The sequence below is a fragment of the Marinitoga sp. 1197 genome, from assembly GCF_001021165.1.
In the GTDB taxonomy this organism is placed as follows: domain Bacteria; phylum Thermotogota; class Thermotogae; order Petrotogales; family Petrotogaceae; genus Marinitoga.
Genome location: NZ_AZAY01000032.1, coordinates 1 through 24,630 on the forward strand (window position 1 = coordinate 1; position 24,630 = coordinate 24,630).

Genomic DNA, 24,630 nt, shown 5'->3' on the forward strand with positions numbered 1-24,630 from the left:
AAATACCTCTCTGCTTGATTTAGCAAAGAGGTTTGTCTTCAATCTGAAAGGGGCAAAAGCCCCTTTTTCAATTTTTATATCTTAATTTTCCGGATTTTTTATTAGTTCAATTTCACCAGAAACACCAAATAATATTTTTACAGTTGAAAAATCATATTTTATTCCTCCATATATGGCAGCATATTTATAAAAAAAGACATTATCATATTTTTGCGTTGCATATAAACTTAAAGAAGGAATACTTCTTGAAGCAGAAGAATTACTTGTATAAACAGGAAAATTCGCTTCTATATTTATATTTGAAATATTATCAATTTTAACGTTTAATGAAACAAATGGATTTAATTCGTATAAATCAACAAGATCAATTGAATCAGCTGAATATTCTTGCGATTTACTAAACATCATCCCTCCTGAGACTTTTACTTTTTCTCCTTTATACCCCAAAATTCCATTTACTACAAAACCTGTACCATCAAATAGATATCCATAAGATGTTGCAACTTTTAATGGAATTCCTAAAAGATTTTCAAATCCTATTTTTAAATATCCATCACCTTCTATAGAAGAATATCCAACTTCCATAATTCCAAAAAGGCCATAGCGAAGCCCATAGCTACCTGATGAAACCATTACTACTTGTACAGTTCCTTCATTAACCACATCTGGTGAAGGATTCAAAATCGGTAACGAGAATCCTAAAAAACTTATAAACATTAAAATAATAACAAATATTTTTTTCATAATTTTCACATCCTTTCAAAAGTTAAAATTTTACAGTAAAAGATAAATAATAATCAGTGGTAATAAAAGGGATATTAATATCTTTTAAAGGGTCTTCTTGATCAAGGATTTGTGTATATATTGAAATCATTCTGACAGAATTATAAAGATAATCTGTAGGGTTATATCCTTGCAGGAATTGCAAAGCACCCTGTATAAGAGTTAATCTATAACCAAGTTCCAGACCGAAAACATCTCCAGAATAAAATCGAATTCCTGTTCTTGAAATAGAATATAAAGAATCATCTTTTGCTTTTTTTATAAAAGCGTCAAAATCTGGATCATCTGGATCAGGGTTAACATTTACTGCTAATAAATAGCCACCTTCAATTCCTCCAAAAATTTCTAAAGAATCTGTTATATAATATCCAAGTTGTGAAAATCCTTTTGCAATTATTGAATTAAGTCCAAGGTTAAATTGTAAATCTTGTTCTTTAACCTTCATTATTATACCATACATAGATGCCTGTGCGTGTGTTTTTAAAGAAAATTTGCCAAAATTAAAATTATTATGATTATATCCATTTAAATAATATATATAGAGATATCCATTATCAGGTCGTGCCTGTCCAAAATAAGAAGGAAACACAAAAGGATCTATAATACCACCATTGATATTTAAAACCATGAGATCTGTTAAATAATATCTTAATCCGAGGTTATATACACCAAGTATATCGGGCAATGGGGCTGTGGATATTTCTAAATTTGAAACAGAATATCCAATACTTTCAAAATTAACAAATAAGCCTTTATCGTGTTGTGGAACAATGTCGGATTTTATTGCAAATGAAATTATACTCATTATAACTATTATACCTATTATTATTTTTTTCATATTCCCCCACCTTTTGGTTTTAAAATAATTTTAATACATTATTATTATATCATAAAAAATAGATATTTTAAATCAAAATATCCTCATTTTTAAATATCTGACTTGCGAAATAAGTTATTAAAAATCCTATTAAAATTATCATTATAGAATTCATTACATAAACCTTAGAATATTTTACTGTATCTCCAAGCGGAATATATTTAAATATAGTAATATATCTGATCCATTCCCACTTTTCAACTACTGTACCAAACATATCACCTACGTACATAATTAAAAAAACTCCCATTGAAATAGAAATTGTACTAAAAGAGTTTTGAAAAATAACAGATAATAAAAAGGTTAATGCTCCAAAAAATATTTCAATTACAAATAAATAAAGCGCAAATCCGGCTAAAATCGTTGCGTTATATGCATAATTAACATAAATATTAAAAAGTAATAAAACACTTACACAAAAAATTGCTGCAAATATTGTATAATAAATAAACACAGCAAAAGCTTTTTTCAGAAAAATTTGATTCCTTGTTATTGGTTTAGTTAAAATATATTCTATTGTTTTAGTCTCATATTCATTTACAAAAACATTTGATGCCAAAAAAATTGCAAAAATTGCTGCAAATATTTCAGCCATAATCATAACCTTTGCACTAAAAAAACCTTCTGGTGTAATAAATGACTCATCCATATTAAAAACTTTAAGAATAAATTTTGGCATTGAGTTAATAAAATCTGATAACATATCCGCATCTTTCATTATTCCATCAATAAATGGCGCTACTAACCAGGAAAACATCAATAGAATCATTGACCATATTAAAAAACTTTTATAATTAAATTTTAGCTCCTTTTTTAACAACATTTTTTCATCTCCCTAAATAATTATATCTTTTTTTCAAAGATCTTTCGAGCAATAGAGACAATTAATAATGAAAAAATAATTATTATAAAAATATTAAAATAATAAATTTTTTGGTTGAGAACTATATCCCTAATCGGCATATAATAAAATATGCTTATTCTTCTTAAAAATTCTGTATTTTTTACGCCTTCCGTTACAGTAACCCCAAAATACATAAAAAATAGCAGTCCAAGTGTTATTGAATTGGTTAATTTTCTTTTTTGAAAAAATAACGAAATTAACACACTAATAGATGCGAAAAAAATCTCTGTTGTTAATAAGTATAGGAAGAAACCAAAAAATACTAAATTACTATAATCCTGATCAACATAGATTGAAAAAAACATGGCAATTGAACCAAAAAAAACTAATGCCAATAATAAGATATTCATAAAAATAACAAATATCTTGTTAATATAAATTTTTGACCTGGAATATGGTTTTATTAATAAATACTCAATAGTTTTATTATCAAATTCTCCTGCAAACATTTTACTTGCCAACATAGATGCATACAGTCCGAAAAATATAAACATAAAAGTCATACCTTCCGAGCCAATAAGCCCTTCAGGTTTTGATAATATTTGAATATCCATATTAAATGCATTTAAAAATTGTTTTGGCATTCTCTCAAGGAATTTTACAAGAAACTCCAATTCTTTTATCATAAAATCTGTTAAACCTGCATATAACATATTAAACAATGTAATAACTATACTCCATATAAATAAATTTTTAAAATTAAATTTAAATTCTTTCTTTATTAATGTCATAATCTCACTTCCTACTTATATAATTCTAAGAAGATATCTTCTAATGCCGGATTTTTAATTTCTATATCCCTAAAATTTGTCTTTACTAAATCATTCAAAAAGTTTTTAAGTTCAAAGGTTTTTACCTCAAAAGTATATATTCCATTTTCATCATTTTTATACTTATATTTTTTCAATTCATCTGTTAATTTCAAATCGTATATTACAGCAATTTTCTTTGAAATATCTTTCAGTCCTTCTATTGTTCCAGATTTTACAATATTTCCATCTTTTATCATTGCAAAACTATCACATAATTTTTCAACTTCAGATAAAATATGTGAAGAAAATAAAATAACAGCTCCATTTTCTTTATGTTTTTTTATTAATTTATAAAATTTTTGTTGAACCAATGGGTCTAACCCGTTTGTAGGTTCATCCAATATTAAATATTTCGGTTTATGAACCAAAGCCTGTAAAATTGCTATTTTTTTCTTATTTCCAAGTGATAAAGCTTTAAACTTTTTATTAATCTCTATATCCAATAATTCAATAATTTCATTTTCATATTCTAAATCAATATTTTTATAAAATGAGCGATTAAAAGCTAAAAATTCTTTAATTTTCATATCACCATAGAAATTAACTTCTCCAGGAATATATCCTATATCTTCTTTTATAAAATCAATTTCATATGGCATTTTTTTATCATCAATTAAAGCTTCACCCTCATCAGGTTTTAAAAATCCTGTTAAAACTCTAATTGTTGTTGTTTTTCCAGCTCCGTTTGGACCAATCAATCCTAAAATTTCTCCTTCTTTGATTTCAAAAGAAATATTTTCGATACCTTTGTGTTTGCCATAATATTTTTTCAAATTACTTATTTTTATCATAATCCCCCTCCTTTTTTTTAATTCCATTTTCAAAAATAAATATTATTTGATTGGATAAATCAGCCATTTCATCCCAGGATAGATCTGTTTTATGTTTTTTTACATACTCTAATATAGAATTATTTAAATTTAATATAAGAAATGATGTAAATTTAAGATCAATATTTTCATAAATTTCTCCTTTTTCTTGTGCTTGTTTTAATAAAGAAAAAATCATTTTTTCTCCTTTATTATTTAAGTTTCCAGTGATTTCCTCTATAAATTGCTCATCTTCGTTTAAAAATAAATAGCCAATTTGGGCAAATTCTGGAAAATCTTTTATAAATTTTAACGAAACATCAGTCATATTTTTCATTAAAGAAAAAATATCTATTTTGTCGATATTTTTATTGATAATATCATTCAAGTATTTTAATTTTGTCTCTGCAATTAAATCGATAATATATTTATATAAATCTTTTTTATTTTCAAAATATTGATAAAAGCTCCCTTTAGAAATTTTAGAATTTTTTACTATTCTATTTACACTTGATTTTGAAAAAGAGTAAATACTAAATTCTTTTATCGCAGCATCTATAATTCTCTTACGTTTTTTTTCAGGTAAATTAAAAAATGTTTTTTTAGGCATTTAATCTCCTCCTTATGACCTAAAAGTCATATGACCTTATAGTCATATAATAACCCTTTTGTATTACAAATACGTTAAGATTTTTCATTTTTAATCTTTGAATGTACTTTGCTGAAAAATAAAATAACAAAACCAGGTCAATATCTGGTTTTGTTATTTATAAAAAATAATTATTAATTTTTGATAAATTTTCAAAAATCTTTCTTGTTTCAGTATAATTTTTTTAACTTCATTTATTTTACTTCCTCAATATACTTTGCTTCTTTACCAACAAAAATAACTATGAAATTTTTTAAGTCTTCTCTTTTATAATCCAATTCATATGATTTCTTGTATTTTTCTATTTGTTCTTTTGCCTGTTTTATTTTCCTTTTTAATTTTTCTTCTGTGTATTCTTTTTGTTTTATGTATTTTACTTCTATTATCGCTTCATATGGCACTTCTTCGTATCTTTTGAACATTGCTATGTCTATATACCCATTTTCTACTGGATATTCCATTTTTACCATTGCATATGGCGTTAATACTAAATAACTATACATTATTGCTTTTATGTATTTTTCATCTAATCCCATGAATATTCTGTTGTCCATTTTGCTCAATAAGTTTTCTATTTCTTTTGCAAATGGCTCTATTTTTCCATCTTCTAATATCGTTATTATTGCATTTTCTATTTCATCTGTGTCTATGTATTCTGTTAGTTTTTCTTCTATGTATTCTGTGAAGTATTCTGAGAATATTTTTTTCATTGAATAATTTGGTATTTTTAAATATGTCCTTAATCCTTCTTTTTCAAATGTCATGAATCCCAGATAGAATAATAATGATTTTATATCTTTTATTTCTATCCTTTTTCCTGGGTTGAACATTGTTGTGAGTTCTGGTAATGTTGTTCTTCCTGTTAATAGTATTTCATTTAGTAATTTCCCTATTATTTTTTTTTGACTTTCTTTTGCTTCTTGTTTTTCTTTTTCTGTTAGTTCTTTTTTGTTGTCTTTGTCTATTTTTACTCCAAGCAATTCTCCTAAGCTAAATAGATTTTGCACTTTTTTGTAATCGCTCATTATGTTGTCATCTATTATTTTTTCTGGTGGTAATTGTTCTCTTAGATATTGTATTATAAAATAAAATACCATGTCTGGGTTATATACTTTGTTTTTGGCTTTTATATTGAATCTATACCCATTATAATTTTCCTGCATTTCTTTTAATAATTTTTCTGAATATATGTCATAATATTCCAATAATTCTTTTACTTCTTCTTCTTTGAATCCGAGCATTTCATTGAATTCTGGGGCTAATGTTATATTCATTGTTATATTAAATCCACTGGTTAATGAATCTAACATTATTGGACTCACACCTGTCATGAATAGTCTTTCTATTATTGTTTTTGTTCCTTTTTTTATTTCTTCGTAGAATTTTCTTACAAATCCATGTTTCGTTACGCTGTCTTTGAATAAATCAAGATTAAAACTCAATAATTCATTTGCAAAGTGATCATATTCGTCTATTAGTAAGTATATTGGTTTATCTAAACTCTCCACCGCTTCTGATAGAAATGTATTCATTATATCTGCTGGTTCGCTATATTCTTCTTTGATTGTTATATCTTGTTTATATCTTGTGTTAAATCCTTTTAATGCACTTATTATTTTATTTTTAAAACTACTTATTAATTTTTCTTTATTTTCTGTTTGTATCCCAGAAAAGTCCATATACAATATATAATAACTGTTTTTTAACGATGTTGGATTTTTTCCTATGTATAACTCTTTAAATAACGCTTCAAATTTCTCTGCATAATTAACATCATAATACTTTGCAAGTGCATCTAAGAACAATGTTTTTCCAAATTTCCTTGGCCTTAAAAACACTATATTTTTTTCATTTAATGATTCTAATTTTTCTATATATTGTGTTCTATCTATGTAATAATAATTCTGAATTATTACTCTCTCAAAATTTTGTTCTCCATATGGTATTTTTTTTCTCATGACTCACCTCCGGTGTTACACGCCTACGGCGGGTTATAGGATAAAGGTTTAAGATTTTAAAATAAAAAACATTTTAATATTTGCTTCGCAAATATTCACGCTTACAGCGGGTAATAGAATAAAAATTAGATTTTAATTAAAAAAACTTTTGAGCTATCGCTCGCCTACGGCGGGTTATAGGATTTTATTTATAAAGTTATGTCTTTTATACACTAAAATTATAACACATTTCTGTAATTTCATTTGAAAATAATTTTTCAACTATTTTCTTTTGTTTTTATTTTTCAAAAAATTTAAACTGCAGTAGAAAGAAAAATTGGAGTGAAAATCCACTCCAATTTTTTAGTTTATTTTTATTAATATATCATCCATGATTTTCGGATCTGTTGGTTGTCCTCCACCAAATGCCCATTGACCACCTTCTGGAGTTAAAGGCCTTAAAACTGATTCTATACCATCATAATCATATGTAGTGATATAAATCTTCCATCCACTTAAATTATCTGTTTCTAAAACTGATAAAGGAATAGTAAAACTTATTGTTGCTAATTGTTTATTAACTTTTATTGTTGGAACAGGCGTAAACGGTTTTTCCATAGTTTTTTACAAAGATTTTATGTTTTCAAGGTGCAAATTTCGATATTTTTACAGGAATTTGCTATTTTTCATTTTCTCTTTATTTTAACAACCCCCTTTAATTGATAAATAAATTATAACAAATAATATCTAATTTAACATATGGAGATTTAAGTTATTATAAAGTTATAATCATAAATATTTTTTTATAAATAAATATTGTCTGATATAATTCTCTCTAATTAATTACAAAAAAATTTTTAAATATGTAGATTAAATATATCGAAAAAGAAAGTTTTTATTCTCTTAAATAAAAAAGTCTTTTCTTAACTTGACAAATGGAAAAAAATAATATATAATAATACTCGGATTGAGCGTGACCCGCTAGCTCAGGCGGTAGAGCACTTGACTTTTAATCAAGGGGCCCTGGGTTCGAGTCCCAGGCGGGTCACCAGTTTTTTATACTCTGCCATGGCGCGAGTGGCGGAATTGGCAGACGCGCTGGACTTAGAATCCAGTGGGATTTACCCGTGTGGGTTCAAGTCCCACCTCGCGCACCAACACGTTGTTTATTGCGGAAATAGCTCAGTGGTAGAGCACCTGCTTGCCAAGCAGGGGGTCGCGGGTTCGAATCCCGTTTTCCGCTCCAAAATACTTAAAGGCTCCATTTCGGAGCCTTTTTTGTTTTTTAAGAAATATATTTTATTATCTTTTATATCTCCATAATATTAACTTCTTTATCATGCGGATCTATTAAGGCTATAGTCGCTCTATTTGTTAACCATCCAGAACTTTCACCAGGATTAACAATAATAGTTTTTTCCGTTTTTCTATGTACAATTTCATGAGTATGTCCAAAGAATATAAAATCATACAAACCACTTTTTTCTGCAGCGTTTAGAGAATATGGTTCATGCATCATAAAAATTTTATAATCTCCTATTTCAATACTTCTTGGGCCAATTAAAATTTTTCCATTTGATTTTTCGTTCAACAACAATTTTTCACCATCGTTATTTCCGAAAACACCATAAAATTCTATACCTTCTTTTAAAATGTAAGGTAAAACAAATGGAGCTACAAAGTCACCACAATGAAAAACAGCTGTAATGTTCTCTCTTTCGATAATTTTTTCTATTTCTTTCATTTTATACATATTATCATGTGTATCAGAAATCACCAGCCACATAAATTACCCCCTCCTTTGCTACTATCTATTATCATTATATCTCATTTAAAATTATTTGTCCACTTTTATGATATAATTATTTTAAAATTAGCAAAACAAACCAACGGAGGTGAAAAGATGGAGAATATAAAAAGAAATTTCTATGCTTTCATATGGCATGCAATCTTTTTAGCTATTGCTAGCTCATTTATTGAAATAAATACTGTAATTCCTTCACTAATCTTAAAAGCTGGCGGTGGAGAAATAGTACTAGGAATTGTTACAGCTATAACAGTTGGAGTACCTTTATTGGCTCAACTGTTTTTTGCTAGTTTTTTAGTTTCAAAAAAAAGAAAAAAGCCATATTTGTTAACAGGTATTTATCTCAGGATATTTTCATTATTAGCAATAGGTTTGATTTTAACTTTAAGTATACCTGATAAAATATTATTGGTATTAATAATTATAATTATTTCTATATTTTCATTTAGTGGCGTTTTTGCTGGAGTGAGTTATACTGATTTATTGGGAAAATCAATTCCAACAAAAGAAATTCAAAGAAAATTTATGAGTTATAGACAGATATCCCGCAGCTTTTTTGCTTTGATAAGTGCATTTCTGGCAAAATATATATTAAACACGTTAAATTATCCTAAGAATTATTCGAATATGTTTTTAATTGCATCATTTTCACTTTTTATAGCTTCTTTAGGTTTTTGGTTGATAAAAGAAAAGGAAATTGATACAAATAAGAAATTTCCTTCTTTTATAGAAGTGGTAAAAAATATACCAGAGATTTTATCTAAGGACAGAAATTTATTGAATTATGTAATTTTTAGTAATTTAACTGGATTTGGCCTTATTATTATACCTTTTTATATTTTGCTTGCAAAAAATTCATTTTCAGATTCAAAAAATATGATAGGAAATTTTTTATTATTGCAAATGATAGGAATAGTTCTTGCAAGCATTGTCTGGGGAAAAATCTTGCATAAGAAAGGGTATAAACACGTATTGTTTTTTTGTTCGGTTATGGGGATAGTTCTTCCTATATTATCATTGTTTTTAAGTAAAACAACACCTTATATATATTCTATGATTTTTTTGATATCAGGGTTTACATTGAGTGCAAGACAGATGAGTTTTGAAGGCGTTTTAATTGAAATTAGCACTCATGAAAATAGAGCTTTATATGTTGGTATATCTGGAGCGTTAAATATAGTCACAGCTATCTTGCCTTTAATTATAGGTACAATAATTAAATACTTAGGTTTTAATTTGGTAATGCCTTTTGTAAGCGTGATGATAATAATTAGCTTATATTTCTTGGTTAAAATTGAATTGCATACTTAGAAATATAACAATACCCTTTTATAAAAGTTATAAAAGGGTATTAATTTTTGACTTTTTTTATCACATATATATTAAATTGACAGATAAATATTTATATGATATAATAAAGAAGAAGATATTTTTAATCACATGTGAATATTATAACTTTTTGGAGGTGATTATATGAAGTATGATATTATTGTAATTGGTGGAAGTGCAGCGGGGTTAATAGCAGCAATAACATCGAGAAAGTTGTATAGAGATAAAAAAATTCTTGTTATCAAAAAATTGGAGAAAGAACTGGTTCCATGTGGTATACCATATATCTTTCATACATTGGGGGCAGTGGAGAAAGATTATATGGGAATAGAGGAAAAATTTAAAGCTAACAATATCGATGTTTTAATTGACGAAGTAATAGATGGAAATGTTAAAAGTAAGAGGGTATTAACAAAGGGTGGAAAAGAATTTGAGTATGATAAATTAATTATTGCAACAGGCTCAACGCCTTTTGTTATTCCAATTCCTGGACGCGATCTGGAAAATGTAATGACTATTCCGAAAAATTATAAGTATTTAGGTAATGTTCATGAAAAGATCAAAAATGCAAAAAATGTAATTATTATTGGTGGAGGTTTTATAGGCGTTGAAGTGGCTGATGAAATAAAAAAATCAGGAAAGAATGTAACCTTAATTGAAGCAAGGGATTACTTATTACCAGCTTCCTTTGATAGTGACTTTGGAGAAATTGCTAAACAAGAAATTGAAGGCGATAATGTAAAAGTGTTTCTAAGTACTAAAGTTAAAGAAATTGTTGGAAATGATAAAGTAGAAAAAGTTATTTTAGAAAATGGAGAAGAAATCCCTGCTGATGTTGTAATATTAGCAACAGGTTATAAACCTAATACTGAATTGGCAAAAAAATTAGGAATAAAAATTTCAGAATGGGGCTATATAGAGACAGATGATTATATGAGAACTTCTATAAAAGATGTATATGCTGCTGGTGATTGTGTTCAACATAAGGACTATTTTACAGGTAAACCTTCAAGATTAATGTTGGCTTCCGCAGCGGTGTTTGATGCAAGAATAGCTGCTTCTAATTTATATAAATTGAAATTATTAAGAACAAATAAAGGATCATTAAATGCATATTCTACAATGATTGGAAGTAAAGCCTTTGCTGCTGCAGGAATAACAGAAGCTGTTGCTAAAGAAGAAGGTTTTGATGTTATTGTAGGAAGAGCGGAGGTTGTTGATAGGCACCCAGGTAAGTTTGCTGATGCTTCCAAAATTATAATGAAATTGATATTCTCAAAAGAATGCGGTTTGCTATTAGGTGCTCAAATTGTTGGTGGAAAAAGTGTTGGAGAAATAATAAATATTATTAGTTTAGCAATACAAAAAGAAGTAAATGTGAAAGACCTTCTTACAATGCAGATAGGGACACATCCATTATTAACAGCAGCGCCAACAGTTTATCCTCTTTCAATAGCTGCTGAACAAGCATTAGCTCAAATGTAATTCTAGAATTAAAACTGCCAGGAATCTGGCAGTTTTTTAGTTCGCACATAAAATTACACAAATTATTTAAAGGTAATACAAAAAATTTATTAGTTATTTTGTTTCAAGGGAAGGAGTAAAATCCATTTGCTCTATTTTTTTAGAAAAAACTATAACATCCAGTATTATCAATAAACTTATAGCTAAAAATATCCAATGCACTTCAACTCTATCTACAATCATTCCAATTACAAGCATTCCAAGTGGCGTTGCAGCTTGAAATATTACCCCTAATGCTGAAAATATTTTTGATCTGTTTTCATTAGGTATAATTCGTTGAAAATATACGCTTATGGGTGTATTTATAAAAGCATTTGTTATCCCCATTAACATTAGCAACGCACCAACCACAAGAAATATACTCCATATACTATTAAATTTACTTAAAAAACGCGGAAGCAAAACAACGGCTATTAGTAAATTTAAAAATACCATACCATAAATTCCATTTCTAAATAATTTTTTGCTTTCTCTTTTTGAAAAAAATACTGCCAGTAATATATTACCTACTAAAATCCCCAGAGTCCACATCATTTCAAGAAGCCCATATTGTTGGGGTGAGAATCCTATCACTTCTCTAAATGTATAAGGGAACAATACTGCAAACATTGGATTAAACAATAAATTCAAAAAAATTGCCATAAGAATTAAATTTTTTAAAACATAATTATTGAAAATATAGCTCATTGATTCTTTAAGATCATTAAATATTATTTTTGCATTTATTTCTGCAGTTAAAGTGCTTGTTTTCCTATATTTTATAAACATTTCACTAAATGCTGATAATATAAAAGAAATCCCATTTAAAATAAAAACCCATTGCATTCCAAAAAGACCATAAATAACCCCGCCTAAAACAGGACCCATTATCATTGAAGCACTACTAATACTTTCTGTTACAGAATTAGCTTTCATTAAATCTGATTTAGAAACAAGGTCAGGAAGCATTGCGCTTGTAGCCGCTCCAAAAAAACTATCAAGAATAGATATTAAAACCTGCGTGATAAATAATACAATTAAATTTATTTTTCCAATATATGTCATATATGCAAGAAATAATATAATTATTCCCCTGACATAATCCATTGAAACCATAATATTTTTTCTGTTATATCTATCGCCAAGTACTCCGGCAAATGGGGCAATTATTAAAGCTGGTATCATGCTTATCATTGCAAATAATCCCATTTTAGTTCCAGAACCTGTTAAATCCAATATAAATAAAGGCATTGCTACCATTTGAATACCACTACCAACTAAGGATACCATTCTTCCAATAACATAAAGTAAAAAATTTCTTTTTTGTATTTTATTCATAAATAATCACATCCCTAAATTTGATATCTTTTCATTTCAATTAAAATATCCTTTAGATTTTCCATTTCTTCAAATCCTTCATAATACGATTTAATTCTTCTTTTTCTATTCTTCAATTCTCTCTTTTCAAACATAACTTCACCTCCTAAAATTGATATTTTTTCATTTCAAGTAAAACTTTTTCTAAATTCACCATTTCATTAAATCCTTCATAATACGATTTTGTTTTTTTAAATTTCATATGATCACCCCCGAAAAATTTTTATTCATACTTTTAGTTTTTTAAAATTTTTAAAGTAAGATTTTAAATTTCGAATATATTATATCAATTTTTTTAAATGTTGTCAAGTGCCATTTTGTTTTTTTGATTTTAAAATATATTTTTTATAAAATCATTCTCTATAAGTTCAATATATTTAATTCTAAACTTAATAATTTCAAATAGGTAGTATAATATAAACTGTGTAAAAATAAAAAAAGGTAGAGAAAAATAAAAAGAAAGTGAAAAAGAAAAGAACGATTTTTAGTGGAAGAATAGCAATGCCAAGAAAAAGGAAAGAAGAAAATGAAAAAATTCTTGGTAATGTTGATAGAGAATTCATATATATACCAAGCTCCAAGTTTTGAAGCTGCTGAGACTGCAATTGCAGAATTTGAAACAAAATTGGGAACCCGATTACTTTAAATATTCAGAACCTATTAGAAAGCTGATATATACCACAAATATTATCAATTTACACAGAATTTTGGATAATTCCAAAGAAAGAATGGGTGTTACCCATTCTTTTATTGAGTATTTTGTATTAATTGTTTTGCTTCTTCTAATGTTGGAATTTTTCCTGAAATTACAACTTTTCCATCAATTGCAACTGCAGGTGTGGCCATAATTCCTTTTGAAATAATCTTATTAATATCTGTTTCATATATTAATTCTACTTCCTTTCCTGTTTCCACCACAGCCATCTGCATAATTTTATATGTTTGTTTACATCTTGGACATCCTGATCCTAAAACTTCTATTCTCATATTAAAACCTCCTTAAAATAAATTTCCATAAATTATTCCCCATGCTGTTGAGAAAATTATTACCAACATAAAATAAGTAAAGGCTTTCTTTTTCCCCATTAATTTAGTTAATACAATCATATTTGGTAAACTTAATGTATATCCAGCCATAAATAATGCCAAAGCTGGCCCTTTTCCCATACCTAATGACATTAAAGATTGTATTATTGGAACTTCTGTTAATGTTGCAAAATACATTAATGCACCAAAAATAGAAGCAAAAAAATTTGAAAAAAATCTATTTCCACCCAATAATGTTTGAACTATATTTTCTGGAAGAGAAACAGATATCACTCCAGCGATAAATACACCTATAAATAAATAGGGTAATATTTTTTTTGTAAAATCCCATGTTTCATATATGTAATTTTTTCTATGTTTCTCATCAAAAGTAAACGCCATTATTACAGAAACGATACCAAATACGATCATTAAAATAGTTTTTACTATCAAATCAATCTTCAAACTGCCTGTAATTAAGAAAAGCAATTGAAAAATTAGAAATAATAATGTTTTTCTCAAGGGAATTTTTTCACTTTCTTCAAAATAAAAACCCCCTTTACCTGTTTCTTTGAAAATATTTTGCATTATAAGTCCTATTAATATTGCCGATATTATAGTTGCAAATAACCTAAAAAATGATAAATTCCATCCCAATACTGTTCCAGTTAAAAATATAGCTGCAATATTAATTGCGGGACCTGTAAACAAAAAAGCTATTGCCGGTCCAATTCCAGCTCCTCTTTTATATATACCACCAAAAAGGGGAAGAATAGTGCAAGAACAAACAGCCAAAATACCTCCAGATATTGCAGCAACAGGATATGCAATAATTTTTTTCGCTTGAGGACCTAATAATTTTAATATTGCGTCTTTACTTACAAAAACAGAAATGGTTCCAGCAATAAAAAAAGCTGGCACAAGACATAGCAGAACATGTTGCCTTGCATAATCATGAAGCATCTCGAAACCACCAATTAAAGCTTTATGAACATGAACGTTATCAAAGGGTATAAAAAAGAAAGTTAAAAAAATAACGATTATAAAGAGGAAAAACCTTATTTCGGTTTTCAATTTTCATCACCTCATTACTATTTGTTTTGTATTATACATTTTCCGTTAATTATAGAAACATGTTTTGATTTTTCAATATCATCATTAAACTCAATATTTAAATCATTTAATAAAAATCTAAAAAATGAATATTTATTAAAAAACTCATCATTAATTCTATATGTAGTAAATAACATTTCTTTTTGTGGTATAAGTAAATTTATTAATTTCATTTTTGAAATATGTCTGGAAATAGTTGATTGAGGCAGTTCTAGTATAGCAGTTAATTCACATACACATCGTGGTTTTTTATATAATAAATTTAAAATTCTTAAACGTGTTTTCTCTGCTAAAATTTTCATTAATTGTTCCATGATTTCACCCCTTCTTGATATCCGGATATCCGGATATATGATAACAATTTTATATTAAGGTATTTATACAAAATGGTAAAGAATACTATATAAAATATATTATAAATCTTAGTAATATAAAAAAACGAGGCATTTTTGCCTCGTTTTTAGAATTTAGATTATTTTCCCATATAACTGAAGTATACTGACATTCTATAACCATCTCTAAATATTATAAATCCTATATAATCACCTTTTTTGATTTTTGATACTAATTTTTGAAATTCCTTAATGGATTGTAATTTTTCACCTTTTCCGTTAACGTACATTTCCATAATGATATCGCCTTTTTTGATATTTACATATTGCGCTTCTGATCCGTCTTTTACATCTTCAACCATTACGCCATACATGTCTTTTGGAAGTTTATACTCATTAATATCTTCTGGTGTTAAATCGCGTACTTTTAATCCAAGATAATAATCATTTGTAGCTTTTGCAAATTCAGCTCTTTCGGCTAAAGTTATTTCATAGGTTATTTCTTTGCCTTTTCTATTAACAACAACATCTATTTTTTCACCAGCTGGATATGTTTTTACTATGTATACCAATTCATCAGCGCTGTTTATTTCTTTATTATCTATTTTTACAATAACATCACCCGGTTTTATTCCCGCTTTTTGTGCAGGAGAACCTTTTTCAATATCACTTACAAATGCACCTTTATTAACCTTCAGTCCAAATGTTTTAGCCAGTGTTTCTGTAACATTTTGTATATATACACCCAGATAAGCTTTTGAAACTTTTCCGGTGTTTATTAGAGCTTCTGCAAAGCGTTTTGCAAAATTAATAGGTATAGCAAATCCCAAATTTTGTCCTTCTGTTGGATTTATTATTGCTGTATTAATACCTATAACCTGAGCATGTATATTTAGTAAAGGACCACCACTGTTCCCTGGATTAATTGCAGCGTCTGTTTGGATTAAATCAGCATAATATCCTCTTCCATCAGGTTTTGGAATTTTTCTATGAATGGCACTTACAACACCTAATGTTACAGTATGTTTGAATCCCAGAGGATTACCTATTGCTATAGCCCATTCTCCTATCTGAATATTATCTGAGTCTCCGAGCTCTATAACAGGCAATACATCTTTTGTTTTAACCTGTAATACTGCTATGTCCAAATCTTTATCTCCGCCTACATAATTTGCTTTATACTTTTTTCCCTTTAGTGTTGTTATTGTAATTTCATCAGCATTTTCAACAACATGATAATTTGTCAGGATATATCCTCTTTTATCAAAAATAAACCCTGTTCCAAGAGCTTTAAATTCTCTATCCTGTGTCCATGGAGATTCACCAAAAAATCGTTTATAAAAATCCTCAAAAAAAGGATCTATTGAAGCTTTTCTATGTCCAACCGCTTCAATATTAACTACAGCCGGTGCAGCTTCATTAACAACATTTACCACTGGTGAAACATAATCTGGATTCACAAATGCAAAGGATGATACTACCAACAATAATAGCATCATTGACATAACCATTTTTTTCATCCTATCACCTCCATTGGTAATCTTCTAAAAATATTTTCGCTTACTTTTCTTAGAATTTCCTTAGAAAATAATTAAATTAATCTAACAGTATTTTGTTAATTTTATAAAGTATATTATGATTATCATCCATTGTACGACGCACAGAATTTTTAAATTTTAATTCTTTTTTTATTTTTAAAGGTTCTCCTTTTAGTATGAATATATTTTCACCTAATATGGAAACTTCAAATGGATCATGAGTTACCATAATAACAGTATAATGTTTTTCTTTCTGTATATTTTTAAATTCCTCCATAATTTTATATTTTGTTGATATGTCCAGTGACGAAAATGGTTCATCCATTAAAATAATATCTGGATCATAGATTATAGTTCTTAATATATTTATGCGCTTTTTCATCCCTCCTGAAAGTTCATCTGGATATTTATATAATACGTTTTCATCAAGATTTAGTAATTTTAAGAATATCTTTATCTCTTCATAAGACACATTCTCTTTAATTAATTTAATATTTTCATATGTGCTTAACCATGGAACAAGCCTGTCATCCTGAAAAACATATCCAATTTTACCGTGTATAGCTATTTCACCAGCATCCTTTTCTATAATTTGAGATAGTATGTTTAATATTGTGGTTTTTCCAATCCCGGATTCTCCAAGTAGTATATTTATTTTTTTCTTTTCAAAAACAATGTTAAAACCGGATAATATGACGTTCTCTCCAAAATTTTTGTTCAAATTTTTTATAATAACATTTTCTGTATTTTTCTTTTCTTTTTGATTAAGAGGTTTATTAACGGCAGTATTTTTTGACTTTTTGACTATTTTTTTTCTTTTTGACAGAAGTTTGATCAACTTTTCCGAAATCAACCCAAATATAGACAATAATATTGTATATGCAAAAACTCTATCTGTATTTAAAGCTATTTTAGAGAAAGCAAGACTTACGCCAAGTCCTCTATCGCCGGCAAGGAATTCACCAATTACTACAGATTTCCACATACTACCTGATATCATATTTAAAGTGGATTTTAAAAATGGAATTAAAGAAGGAAAGTATATTTTTAAAAGTATTTTCTTTTTACTTATATTGAAAACCATGGCCATCTCGATTAACTTTTTATCTGTTGATTTAATACCTTCGGAAATATTTAATACTATTACAGGAAATATAACCATAAAAGCAACAAATACTGGTGTATAAAAACCTATTCCAAACCATAACATTGCTATTGCAATATACGAAACTACTGGTGAACTTTGAATTAGCATTAAAGATGGTCTGAATATATTGAAAAAATTTTTACTTAATCCAGAAATGAGACCGATAGGTATTCCTATTAATAATGAGATAAAAAAACCTGTTATTATTTTTAGAAAAGTATTTAATAAGTCTGAATAAAAGGTGTAATCCTTAAATAATTTCAACATTTCCATAAAAACATTATAAGGAAATGGTATTAAAAGAGGATTATTAGTTAAAATTGCGATAATTTGCCATATTATAATTATCAATATAATTCCAATTATTGTATATTTTTTCATTTTGCCTCCAATTAATCAAAGTACTCTTTTATTTTTTTTGCAACCTTTTCATTTTTTATAACCTTATTTATTTCCTCCCAGCTGGCATTTGCGATATTTTTTATAGAACCAAAATGAGAAATTAACATCTTTTTTCTTTTTGGCCCAATTCCTTGAATATCATCAAGCTTGGACTTTTCAAATCTTTTGGTTCTTAATTTTCTATTCAATGTTATAGCAAATCTATGTGTTTCATCCCTCATAAAAATCAACATTCTTAAAACGGGATGGTCAAGGGGAAGATGTAAATCTTTAATTTCTCCAGGAAACACTATTCTTTCATCTTCTTTTGCTATTCCGATAACATCAACATCATTTAATGTATATCCTATTTCATTTAAAGCTTTAACAGCAGAATTAACCTGCCCTTTTCCACCATCTATGAATAATAAATCAGGAAGTGGATGTTTGGTATATCTTCTTTTTATTATACTTTTTATTGATTCAAAATCGTTAGGTTCTTTGAACTCATTGAGTCTGTATCTTCTATAGTCTTCTTTTTTTGGTTTTCCATTTTCAAAAGTGATTAAAGAACCTACAGTATACATCCCCTGTAAATGTGATATATCAATTCCTTCGATTCTATATGGTATTTTCTTTAAAGATAAGATTTCCTTTGCCTGTTTTAAAGTGTTTCCCAAATCTATTTGCTTTTTTACTTCTTCTTCTAAATTTCTTGTTGCAATAACATATAATTCTTCGCTTTCACCTTTTAAATCTTTAATTTCATTTAATCCGTTATTTTTTAGAAAATGAAGAATTTCTCTGTCTATAGAATTATCAAAATCTTTAATCCAAATTTCCTGTGGTATAATATTTTTTCTTATTATATAATATTGATGTATAAATTCGTTTATATTACCCTCAATAGTAAAGGTTAATTTTGAGATTATATAACCCTGTCTTATAATTAGCAGAATTACAACAGGATATTCATTATCTCTAGCAAGTATATCTATATTTTTATTATGAATCATTTCAACTCCAATTGGAACAAACAATTTATCAAGCTTATAAAGCAAATCCCTTAATTGAGCAGCTCTTTCAAAATTTAATATTTTCGCATACTGTTTCATATTTTCTTCTATATATTTTCGTATGGATTTTATATTCCCTTTTAAAAATCTTTTTATCTTACCAACAGCTTTTTTATATTCTTTCTTATCAACATCAACATAACATGGTGCAAAACACTTTCCAAGATGAAATAAAAAACATGGTTTTGTTTTTCTGTTGAGGTTTCTTTCACATGTTCTGACCTTATAAACCCATTGTATTATTTCTATTATTCCGCGCACCATTCCAACGTTGGAATAAGGTCCATAAAATTCTGCATTTTCTCCTTTTTTTGTTCTAACTAATTTTATTTGAGGAAAATCTTCCTTTGTTATAGCAATATAAGGATACACACGTGTATCCTTTAATAATATATTATATTTCGGTTTATGTGTAAAGATTAAATTTGATTCGAGAATTAACGCTTCATCTTCATTTCTTACAACAATGTAATCGAGATATTCTGCATTCTGAATAATAGCTTTAACCTTTTCATTTTTTTTCTGATTTGATTCATTAAAATAAGAAGATAATCTCTTTTTAATTTTTTTCGCTTTACCTATATAAATAGGTTTTGAATTTTTATCTTTAAAAATGTATACTCCCGGTTCATCAGGAATATTTTTCAGGATATTTCTATCGAGCATGTTTTCTCCTCTTTTTATTTTCATACATGTTTTTATCAGCTTTTTCGAACATTTCATCTATTGTAATATTATCATCTTTGAATTTCATACTTTTCCCTGCAGATACGGAAACATTATATATTTTTAAGTCTGCCTTTATTTTTTCTTCAATTCTTTTAATAATATCATCAAGAATTTTTTCATCTTTTGTGCTGACTAAAATAACGAATTCATCACCGCCATATCGTATAGCAAGATCAGATTTTCTTACAGAATTATTTATTATTTCTCCAACTTTCTTTAAGACATAATCTCCTGATTTATGACCAAATTTATCGTTTACAGGTTTAAAATTGTCAAGATCCAGAACAATTATTCCAAAATCTTTACCAATATATTCTTTCAGCTTTATTACCTTAGGTATTATTTCAACATAATATCTTCTATTTAATAAACCCGTTAAAGAATCTGTGAAAATATATTTTCTTGCTCTTAGCATATCTCTAAAAGATAATAGCAATGATATTCCAAAAGTTATATTATTTATATAAAAGATATCAATATTAAACAAATTAAAAATGCTAAAAGTATATATCGATATGTCGGTTACTGGTGAAGTGATGTATAATCCAAATCTTATTATTAAAATAGCTAAAAATCTCATTCCATTACTGGTAGCACCAGTATAATCATTTAGCAAAATATTACGTATTATGGCTAAAATTCCAAAAAGAATCAGCACAAATATTACTATATGTGTTCTTATATCTCTATAATAAACAACAGATGCAGTTCTCACATTCCGTCTTTTCAATGCTATGCCACACCCTTTCTCCAATAGGGTTTTTTGTTCCTCCTAAATATGATGCCAGCTGTAAGTGCAGACATTTAATACTTTCAAAATTTTTAATACCACCTATTCCTATATTTTCAAATCTTTTAATAATCCATATTTCTTGATCTTTTAAAAAAGCGTTTCTCTTTTCTTTTTCTTCGAGATGAGCATTTAAATATAATTCTTTTAAATTTTCACTGTTTTTAATTTCTTCTTCCCATTCTTTTATCTTGCCAGAAGCTTCCAGTTTTCCAACTTCTTTTGTTAAATGAGGACATGTTAACCAATAGAGGGTAGGAAAGGGTTTTCCATCTTTTAGTGGAAAACTTTGTATTACCTGTGGGAAACCAAATGAACATCTTTTTGGTATTGATATTATTTTATGAGGTTCTCTATTTATTTGTTTTTCTATTATTTCTATATCCTTTTTTGTAGGAGTAGTGATATCCATCCAGAATCTTCCTCTCTTGAAATTATATTATATTCCTTTTCAAATATTTTGTTAATTATTTCTTTTTCTCTTTCTTTATTTATTCCTGATAATATTAAATAACCATTTTCATTTAATATTTCATCTAATTTTTCATCATTGAGTAATCGTATCAATATAGGAACAACAATATTTGCTATTATTATATCGAATTTTTCTTTTTCGATTTTATAAAGCAAATCTGATTGTTTTACACTTATATTCAACCCATTCAATTCAAATGTTTCCTTAGCTTTTTCGACTGCTAAAATATCATAATCTATGGCTAAAACTTTATCTGCTCCATGTAATTTAGAAATTATAGATAATATACCTGTGCCTGTTCCTATATCAAGAACATCTGAGCCATTGTCAACAACCTTCATTAAATTTTTAGCAGCTAACTTTGTAGTTGGATGCAATCCAGTTCCAAAAGCTGTGCCAGGTATTATCTTTATTATTTTCACGTTATCCGGCAAATCATGCTCTTTATCCGGGTCAGGTATTATCCAGATATTTTTGATAAATTCAAATGGTTTCAATGAATCACGCCATGGTTTTAACCAATCATCTTCTGTAATGTCTTTTTTCGAAAGTAATTCAAGATTATCTTTTAAAAAGTCTATAACATGAGTTTCAGGATTTTTTTTGTTAATATATACTTTTATAACATTCTGTCCTTTTGTTGGTTTGTCAATATAATAATTTTTAAAATCATTTAATGAAAAAAATGTTTCAATACTCTCTTCCATGTGCATTGGTAATACAAAAATATACTCTAGAAATTCCATTATTATCACCTCAATAATAAGTATAACATTTTCTTTTAAATTTTTGTAAAACTATGCATGAAGAATAAAATAATTTATTATAATTTAGCACGACAAAAAAACAAAAACCAGCCATTTGGCTGGTTTTTGTTAAGCTGTCTTTCTGGCTTTTGCCCTTATTACACAATCATCTATACTTACTTCCCCCCGAATAACACCTTCAGCAAATAATTTGCAATTAGCATAACCACATGCGCCACAATTCATATTTGGAAGATCATTTAAAACTTCTTTTGGAGTATTATATATTATTTCAGTATTTTCTATTTCCTCTAATATATCCTCTCTCTTAACCAATTTTTCCATAACATATCCCATAATTAATATTGCGGGAATTGTTAAAGCATATCGTGTTAAAGCAAATGATAATCCTAAAAAACTCGACTCAACCATAAACATAACGACTTTTACAACAGCCCATGAACTTATGATAATCACAAGATTTGCAATACTTGCACCTTTTAAAAATAAAGCCTGTGCTACTGGAAATGCTGCATATATTGGACCTGCAGATATGGCTCCTGTAAAAATGGATAAAAATTTACCCTTAATTCCGGATTCTTTCCCAAAATGCTTCATTATAACTTCTGATGGAACCCAGACTGTTATTAAAGAAGAAATGATAAGTATTGGTGGCATAACCTCAATCATTTCTATTAAAAAGCCCTTTGTCATTTCAAGACCTTTAAAAAAGATTTCAGGTTTTACAAAAAATGCTATAGTATAAAGGATTATACTGATAAATATTAATTTATTATTTTTTATTAAACTTATTATTTTTTTCATAATATCACCGCCATTCCTGAAGCTATTAATATTGCAGCTACAAAACTAATCCATAATCTATGCAAGGTAAATTTTTTACCAAAATATTTGATTTCAATTGGCATTGTTGCAAATCCAACCATTGTTAATGTTGTAATAAATGCTGCAATTGCCGTTAAATTCGCACCACTTTGATAAAGTGATTTAGATAAAGGAAACGCTATAAATGCTGGAATTATTGTAAGAGCACCTATAACTGCGCCATAGACAGTACTTAAAAATTCGTTTGAATTACCAAGTAATTGTTTTATTAATTCTGGTGGTAATATAGCTAATACTAAACCAACAAGAGCCATAACACCTATAATTTCAACAAAAGTTTTGACAAGCAAATTTTTTGATAAAATTAAACTTTCTTTTGTTTTTTCCTTGCTTTTAAAAATTGACCAGATTAAAAATATCGCTGCGATTAAAATTAGAACTACTGTATTCATAAATCAACCTCCCGCTGTTTTATTTTTTTGTTATCTGTATTATAATAAAATAAAAAAAATAAAACCGTGATTTTATTCACGGTTTTATTTCAAAAATATTTTCAGTTTTTCCATTTTCAAAAAGATACGCATAAACAGCTTTTGAAGAAATATAAAAATCGCTATTCACTATTTCATTTATTTTTCTTTTTTCTCTTTTATTATTTTACCTTAGACGGACTTTTAAAATTCGTTTTTATAAACCAAATGTGTAATTTTATTCCATTTTCTTCTTCTAAATTATATTCAAAATCTTTTATTGTATTTGAATATATTATTAGCCATCCTTCTTTTAGCCCTTTTCTTTTTATATATTCTTTTATTTGCTTTTTTGATTTTTCATATTGATCTTCATCTATATTTGCTTTTATTTCTATTAAATATTCTTTATTGTTTAAATTTATCAATAAATCTATCCTTCCTCCGCCTATTTGTGTTTCTGGATATACTTTTCCATCTGCTGCTTCTACATACAAACTAAGAAATTGATCAAGATTGTATTGATATACCCCTTCGTAATAGTTTTTACCTTTGAACATTATTGCTCCTCTATTTTTTATGTATCTTATATACCTTTTCATTAATTTGTTTAAATCCAGACTTCCATCTTTGTTTAGATATTTTTTTACAGTTTCATCAAATGGTTTCATTTGTGTTTTTTCTCCATTGATTTGTGGTTTAAATCTTGCATATAATGCTTTGTAATACAACGGCACTTTTACACAACATATACCTTCACAATTGTCTATTACTCCGTTTATATATAAGAATTTTATGTTTTCATCATATATATTAAATTCTATATTATTTGGTTCAAATAATATTTTCATCATTAATTCTTTTTCTTTTTTCGCTTTGTTTATTATATTTGATATGTTTTTGTCTATATATACTCTCATATAATCATATAATGTTTTTTCAAAATGTTTTTCTGTTATTATTTTTTCTCCTTTTGCTTTTTTCATTACTAAATCATATGCAAGTCCATTGGTTAATCCTGGTTGTCCTGCTGCGTTATGCCATATTAATTCTTTTACTTTTTCTTCGAATATTTGTCCTGTTTCTGTTTCGTGTTGTGAAAGTAAATCATATACTTGTTCTTTTGTAAAGTATGGCACTTCTAAGTGTTCTGCTATGTTGAATGGACTGGCAT

Annotated in this window: 25 protein-coding genes and 3 tRNA genes; 6 read left to right on the forward strand and 22 right to left on the reverse strand. The window is 27.3% G+C overall.

Annotated features, from left to right (window positions below):
• Positions 1-81 precede the first annotated feature (81 nt).
• The 8 genes from X275_RS08510 to X275_RS08545 all read right to left on the reverse strand — a co-directional run bounded on the left by X275_RS08510 (position 82) and on the right by X275_RS08545 (position 7,389).
• Positions 82-744 carry a hypothetical protein gene (locus X275_RS08510; protein ID WP_047268419.1) on the reverse strand — a complete coding sequence of 221 codons (663 nt, stop codon included), beginning with the start codon at positions 742-744 and terminating at the stop codon, positions 82-84.
• 22 nt (positions 745-766) lie between these two features.
• Positions 767-1,621 carry a hypothetical protein gene (locus tag X275_RS08515; RefSeq protein ID WP_047268420.1) on the reverse strand — a complete coding sequence of 285 codons (855 nt, stop codon included), beginning with the start codon at positions 1,619-1,621 and terminating at the stop codon, positions 767-769.
• Between the two features lie 67 nt (positions 1,622-1,688).
• Positions 1,689-2,483 (reverse strand): ABC transporter permease, encoded by a 795-nt coding sequence (locus X275_RS08520; RefSeq protein WP_047268421.1) that lies wholly within the window; start codon positions 2,481-2,483, stop codon positions 1,689-1,691.
• 20 nt (positions 2,484-2,503) lie between these two features.
• A complete protein-coding gene (locus X275_RS08525; RefSeq protein ID WP_047268422.1) occupies positions 2,504-3,295 on the reverse strand; it encodes an ABC transporter permease subunit in 792 nt (263 codons plus the stop codon).
• Between the two features lie 11 nt (positions 3,296-3,306).
• Positions 3,307-4,167, reverse strand: a complete 861-nt coding sequence (locus X275_RS08530) for an ABC transporter ATP-binding protein (protein ID WP_047268423.1) — start codon at positions 4,165-4,167, stop codon at positions 3,307-3,309.
• On the reverse strand, positions 4,151-4,795 hold the full coding sequence (locus X275_RS08535; RefSeq protein ID WP_047268424.1) for a TetR/AcrR family transcriptional regulator: 645 nt from the start codon (positions 4,793-4,795) through the stop codon (positions 4,151-4,153). The genes X275_RS08530 and X275_RS08535 overlap by 17 nt, the downstream gene beginning before the upstream one ends.
• Positions 4,796-5,028: 233 nt before the next feature.
• A complete protein-coding gene (locus X275_RS08540; RefSeq protein WP_047268425.1) occupies positions 5,029-6,792 on the reverse strand; it encodes an AAA family ATPase in 1,764 nt (587 codons plus the stop codon).
• A gap of 342 nt (positions 6,793-7,134) precedes the next feature.
• Positions 7,135-7,389 (reverse strand): glucodextranase DOMON-like domain-containing protein, encoded by a 255-nt coding sequence (locus X275_RS08545; RefSeq protein ID WP_047268426.1) that lies wholly within the window; start codon positions 7,387-7,389, stop codon positions 7,135-7,137.
• 357 nt (positions 7,390-7,746) lie between these two features.
• Here X275_RS08545 and X275_RS08550 point away from each other — a divergent pair.
• From X275_RS08550 to X275_RS08560, 3 genes are all read left to right on the forward strand, one after another.
• Positions 7,747-7,822, forward strand: a tRNA-Lys gene (locus X275_RS08550).
• Positions 7,823-7,842: 20 nt separating this feature from the next.
• Positions 7,843-7,928: transfer RNA gene (locus X275_RS08555), tRNA-Leu, on the forward strand.
• 14 nt (positions 7,929-7,942) lie between these two features.
• Positions 7,943-8,017 (forward strand) — tRNA-Gly (locus X275_RS08560).
• Between the two features lie 63 nt (positions 8,018-8,080).
• Here the strand turns inward: X275_RS08560 and X275_RS08565 are convergent.
• Positions 8,081-8,557: a metallophosphoesterase gene (locus X275_RS08565; protein WP_047268427.1), complete on the reverse strand. Its 477-nt coding sequence runs from the start codon at positions 8,555-8,557 to the stop codon at positions 8,081-8,083.
• Positions 8,558-8,674: 117 nt separating this feature from the next.
• Between X275_RS08565 and X275_RS08570 the strand changes: the two genes are divergently transcribed.
• Both X275_RS08570 and X275_RS08575 read left to right on the forward strand, forming a co-directional pair.
• Complete coding sequence (locus tag X275_RS08570) at positions 8,675-9,889, forward strand: MFS transporter (RefSeq protein WP_047268428.1); 1,215 nt, start codon at positions 8,675-8,677, stop codon at positions 9,887-9,889.
• Positions 9,890-10,051: 162 nt separating this feature from the next.
• Positions 10,052-11,392, forward strand: coding sequence for an FAD-dependent oxidoreductase (locus X275_RS08575; protein ID WP_047268429.1), 1,341 nt, complete (start codon positions 10,052-10,054; stop codon positions 11,390-11,392).
• A 93-nt stretch (positions 11,393-11,485) separates the two neighbouring features.
• Here the strand turns inward: X275_RS08575 and X275_RS08580 are convergent, their stop codons facing one another.
• A complete protein-coding gene (locus X275_RS08580) occupies positions 11,486-12,748 on the reverse strand; it encodes an MFS transporter (RefSeq protein WP_047268430.1) in 1,263 nt (420 codons plus the stop codon).
• A 501-nt stretch (positions 12,749-13,249) separates the two neighbouring features.
• Here X275_RS08580 and X275_RS11830 point away from each other — a divergent pair.
• Positions 13,250-13,375 (forward strand): hypothetical protein, encoded by a 126-nt coding sequence (locus X275_RS11830; protein WP_255350037.1) that lies wholly within the window; start codon positions 13,250-13,252, stop codon positions 13,373-13,375.
• 159 nt (positions 13,376-13,534) lie between these two features.
• Here the strand turns inward: X275_RS11830 and X275_RS08585 are convergent, their stop codons facing one another.
• The 12 genes from X275_RS08585 to X275_RS08640 all read right to left on the reverse strand — a co-directional run.
• Positions 13,535-13,774, reverse strand: coding sequence for a thioredoxin family protein (locus X275_RS08585; RefSeq protein ID WP_047268431.1), 240 nt, complete (start codon positions 13,772-13,774; stop codon positions 13,535-13,537).
• A 12-nt stretch (positions 13,775-13,786) separates the two neighbouring features.
• Complete coding sequence (locus X275_RS08590; protein ID WP_047268437.1) at positions 13,787-14,875, reverse strand: permease; 1,089 nt, start codon at positions 14,873-14,875, stop codon at positions 13,787-13,789.
• A gap of 29 nt (positions 14,876-14,904) precedes the next feature.
• Positions 14,905-15,240 carry an ArsR/SmtB family transcription factor gene (locus X275_RS08595; RefSeq protein ID WP_052913772.1) on the reverse strand — a complete coding sequence of 112 codons (336 nt, stop codon included), beginning with the start codon at positions 15,238-15,240 and terminating at the stop codon, positions 14,905-14,907.
• A gap of 158 nt (positions 15,241-15,398) precedes the next feature.
• Entirely contained in the window at positions 15,399-16,778 is a 1,380-nt protein-coding gene (locus tag X275_RS08600) for a Do family serine endopeptidase (protein WP_047268432.1), read from the reverse strand.
• Between the two features lie 76 nt (positions 16,779-16,854).
• Positions 16,855-18,324 (reverse strand): ATP-binding cassette domain-containing protein, encoded by a 1,470-nt coding sequence (locus X275_RS11165; RefSeq protein ID WP_052913774.1) that lies wholly within the window; start codon positions 18,322-18,324, stop codon positions 16,855-16,857.
• 11 nt (positions 18,325-18,335) lie between these two features.
• On the reverse strand, positions 18,336-20,066 hold the full coding sequence (gene uvrC, locus X275_RS08610) for an excinuclease ABC subunit UvrC (protein WP_047268433.1): 1,731 nt from the start codon (positions 20,064-20,066) through the stop codon (positions 18,336-18,338).
• Entirely contained in the window at positions 20,056-20,859 is an 804-nt protein-coding gene (locus X275_RS11170) for a GGDEF domain-containing protein (RefSeq protein ID WP_156166155.1), read from the reverse strand. The genes uvrC and X275_RS11170 overlap by 11 nt, the downstream gene beginning before the upstream one ends.
• Entirely contained in the window at positions 20,816-21,331 is a 516-nt protein-coding gene (locus X275_RS08620; protein WP_047268434.1) for a DUF501 domain-containing protein, read from the reverse strand. Before X275_RS08620 ends, X275_RS11170 begins: the two co-directional genes overlap by 44 nt.
• The gene (locus X275_RS08625; RefSeq protein WP_047268435.1) at positions 21,298-22,140 is read right to left on the reverse strand and encodes a 50S ribosomal protein L11 methyltransferase; all 843 of its coding nucleotides are present in this window, start codon (positions 22,138-22,140) and stop codon (positions 21,298-21,300) included. The genes X275_RS08620 and X275_RS08625 overlap by 34 nt, the downstream gene beginning before the upstream one ends.
• A gap of 129 nt (positions 22,141-22,269) precedes the next feature.
• On the reverse strand, positions 22,270-22,965 hold the full coding sequence (locus X275_RS08630) for a permease (protein ID WP_047266025.1): 696 nt from the start codon (positions 22,963-22,965) through the stop codon (positions 22,270-22,272).
• Entirely contained in the window at positions 22,962-23,438 is a 477-nt protein-coding gene (locus X275_RS08635) for a permease (protein WP_047268436.1), read from the reverse strand. Before X275_RS08635 ends, X275_RS08630 begins: the two co-directional genes overlap by 4 nt.
• A 200-nt stretch (positions 23,439-23,638) precedes the next feature.
• Positions 23,639-24,630: AAA-like domain-containing protein (locus tag X275_RS08640; protein ID WP_047268440.1), on the reverse strand; the 992-nt coding region annotated here is incomplete at its 5' end.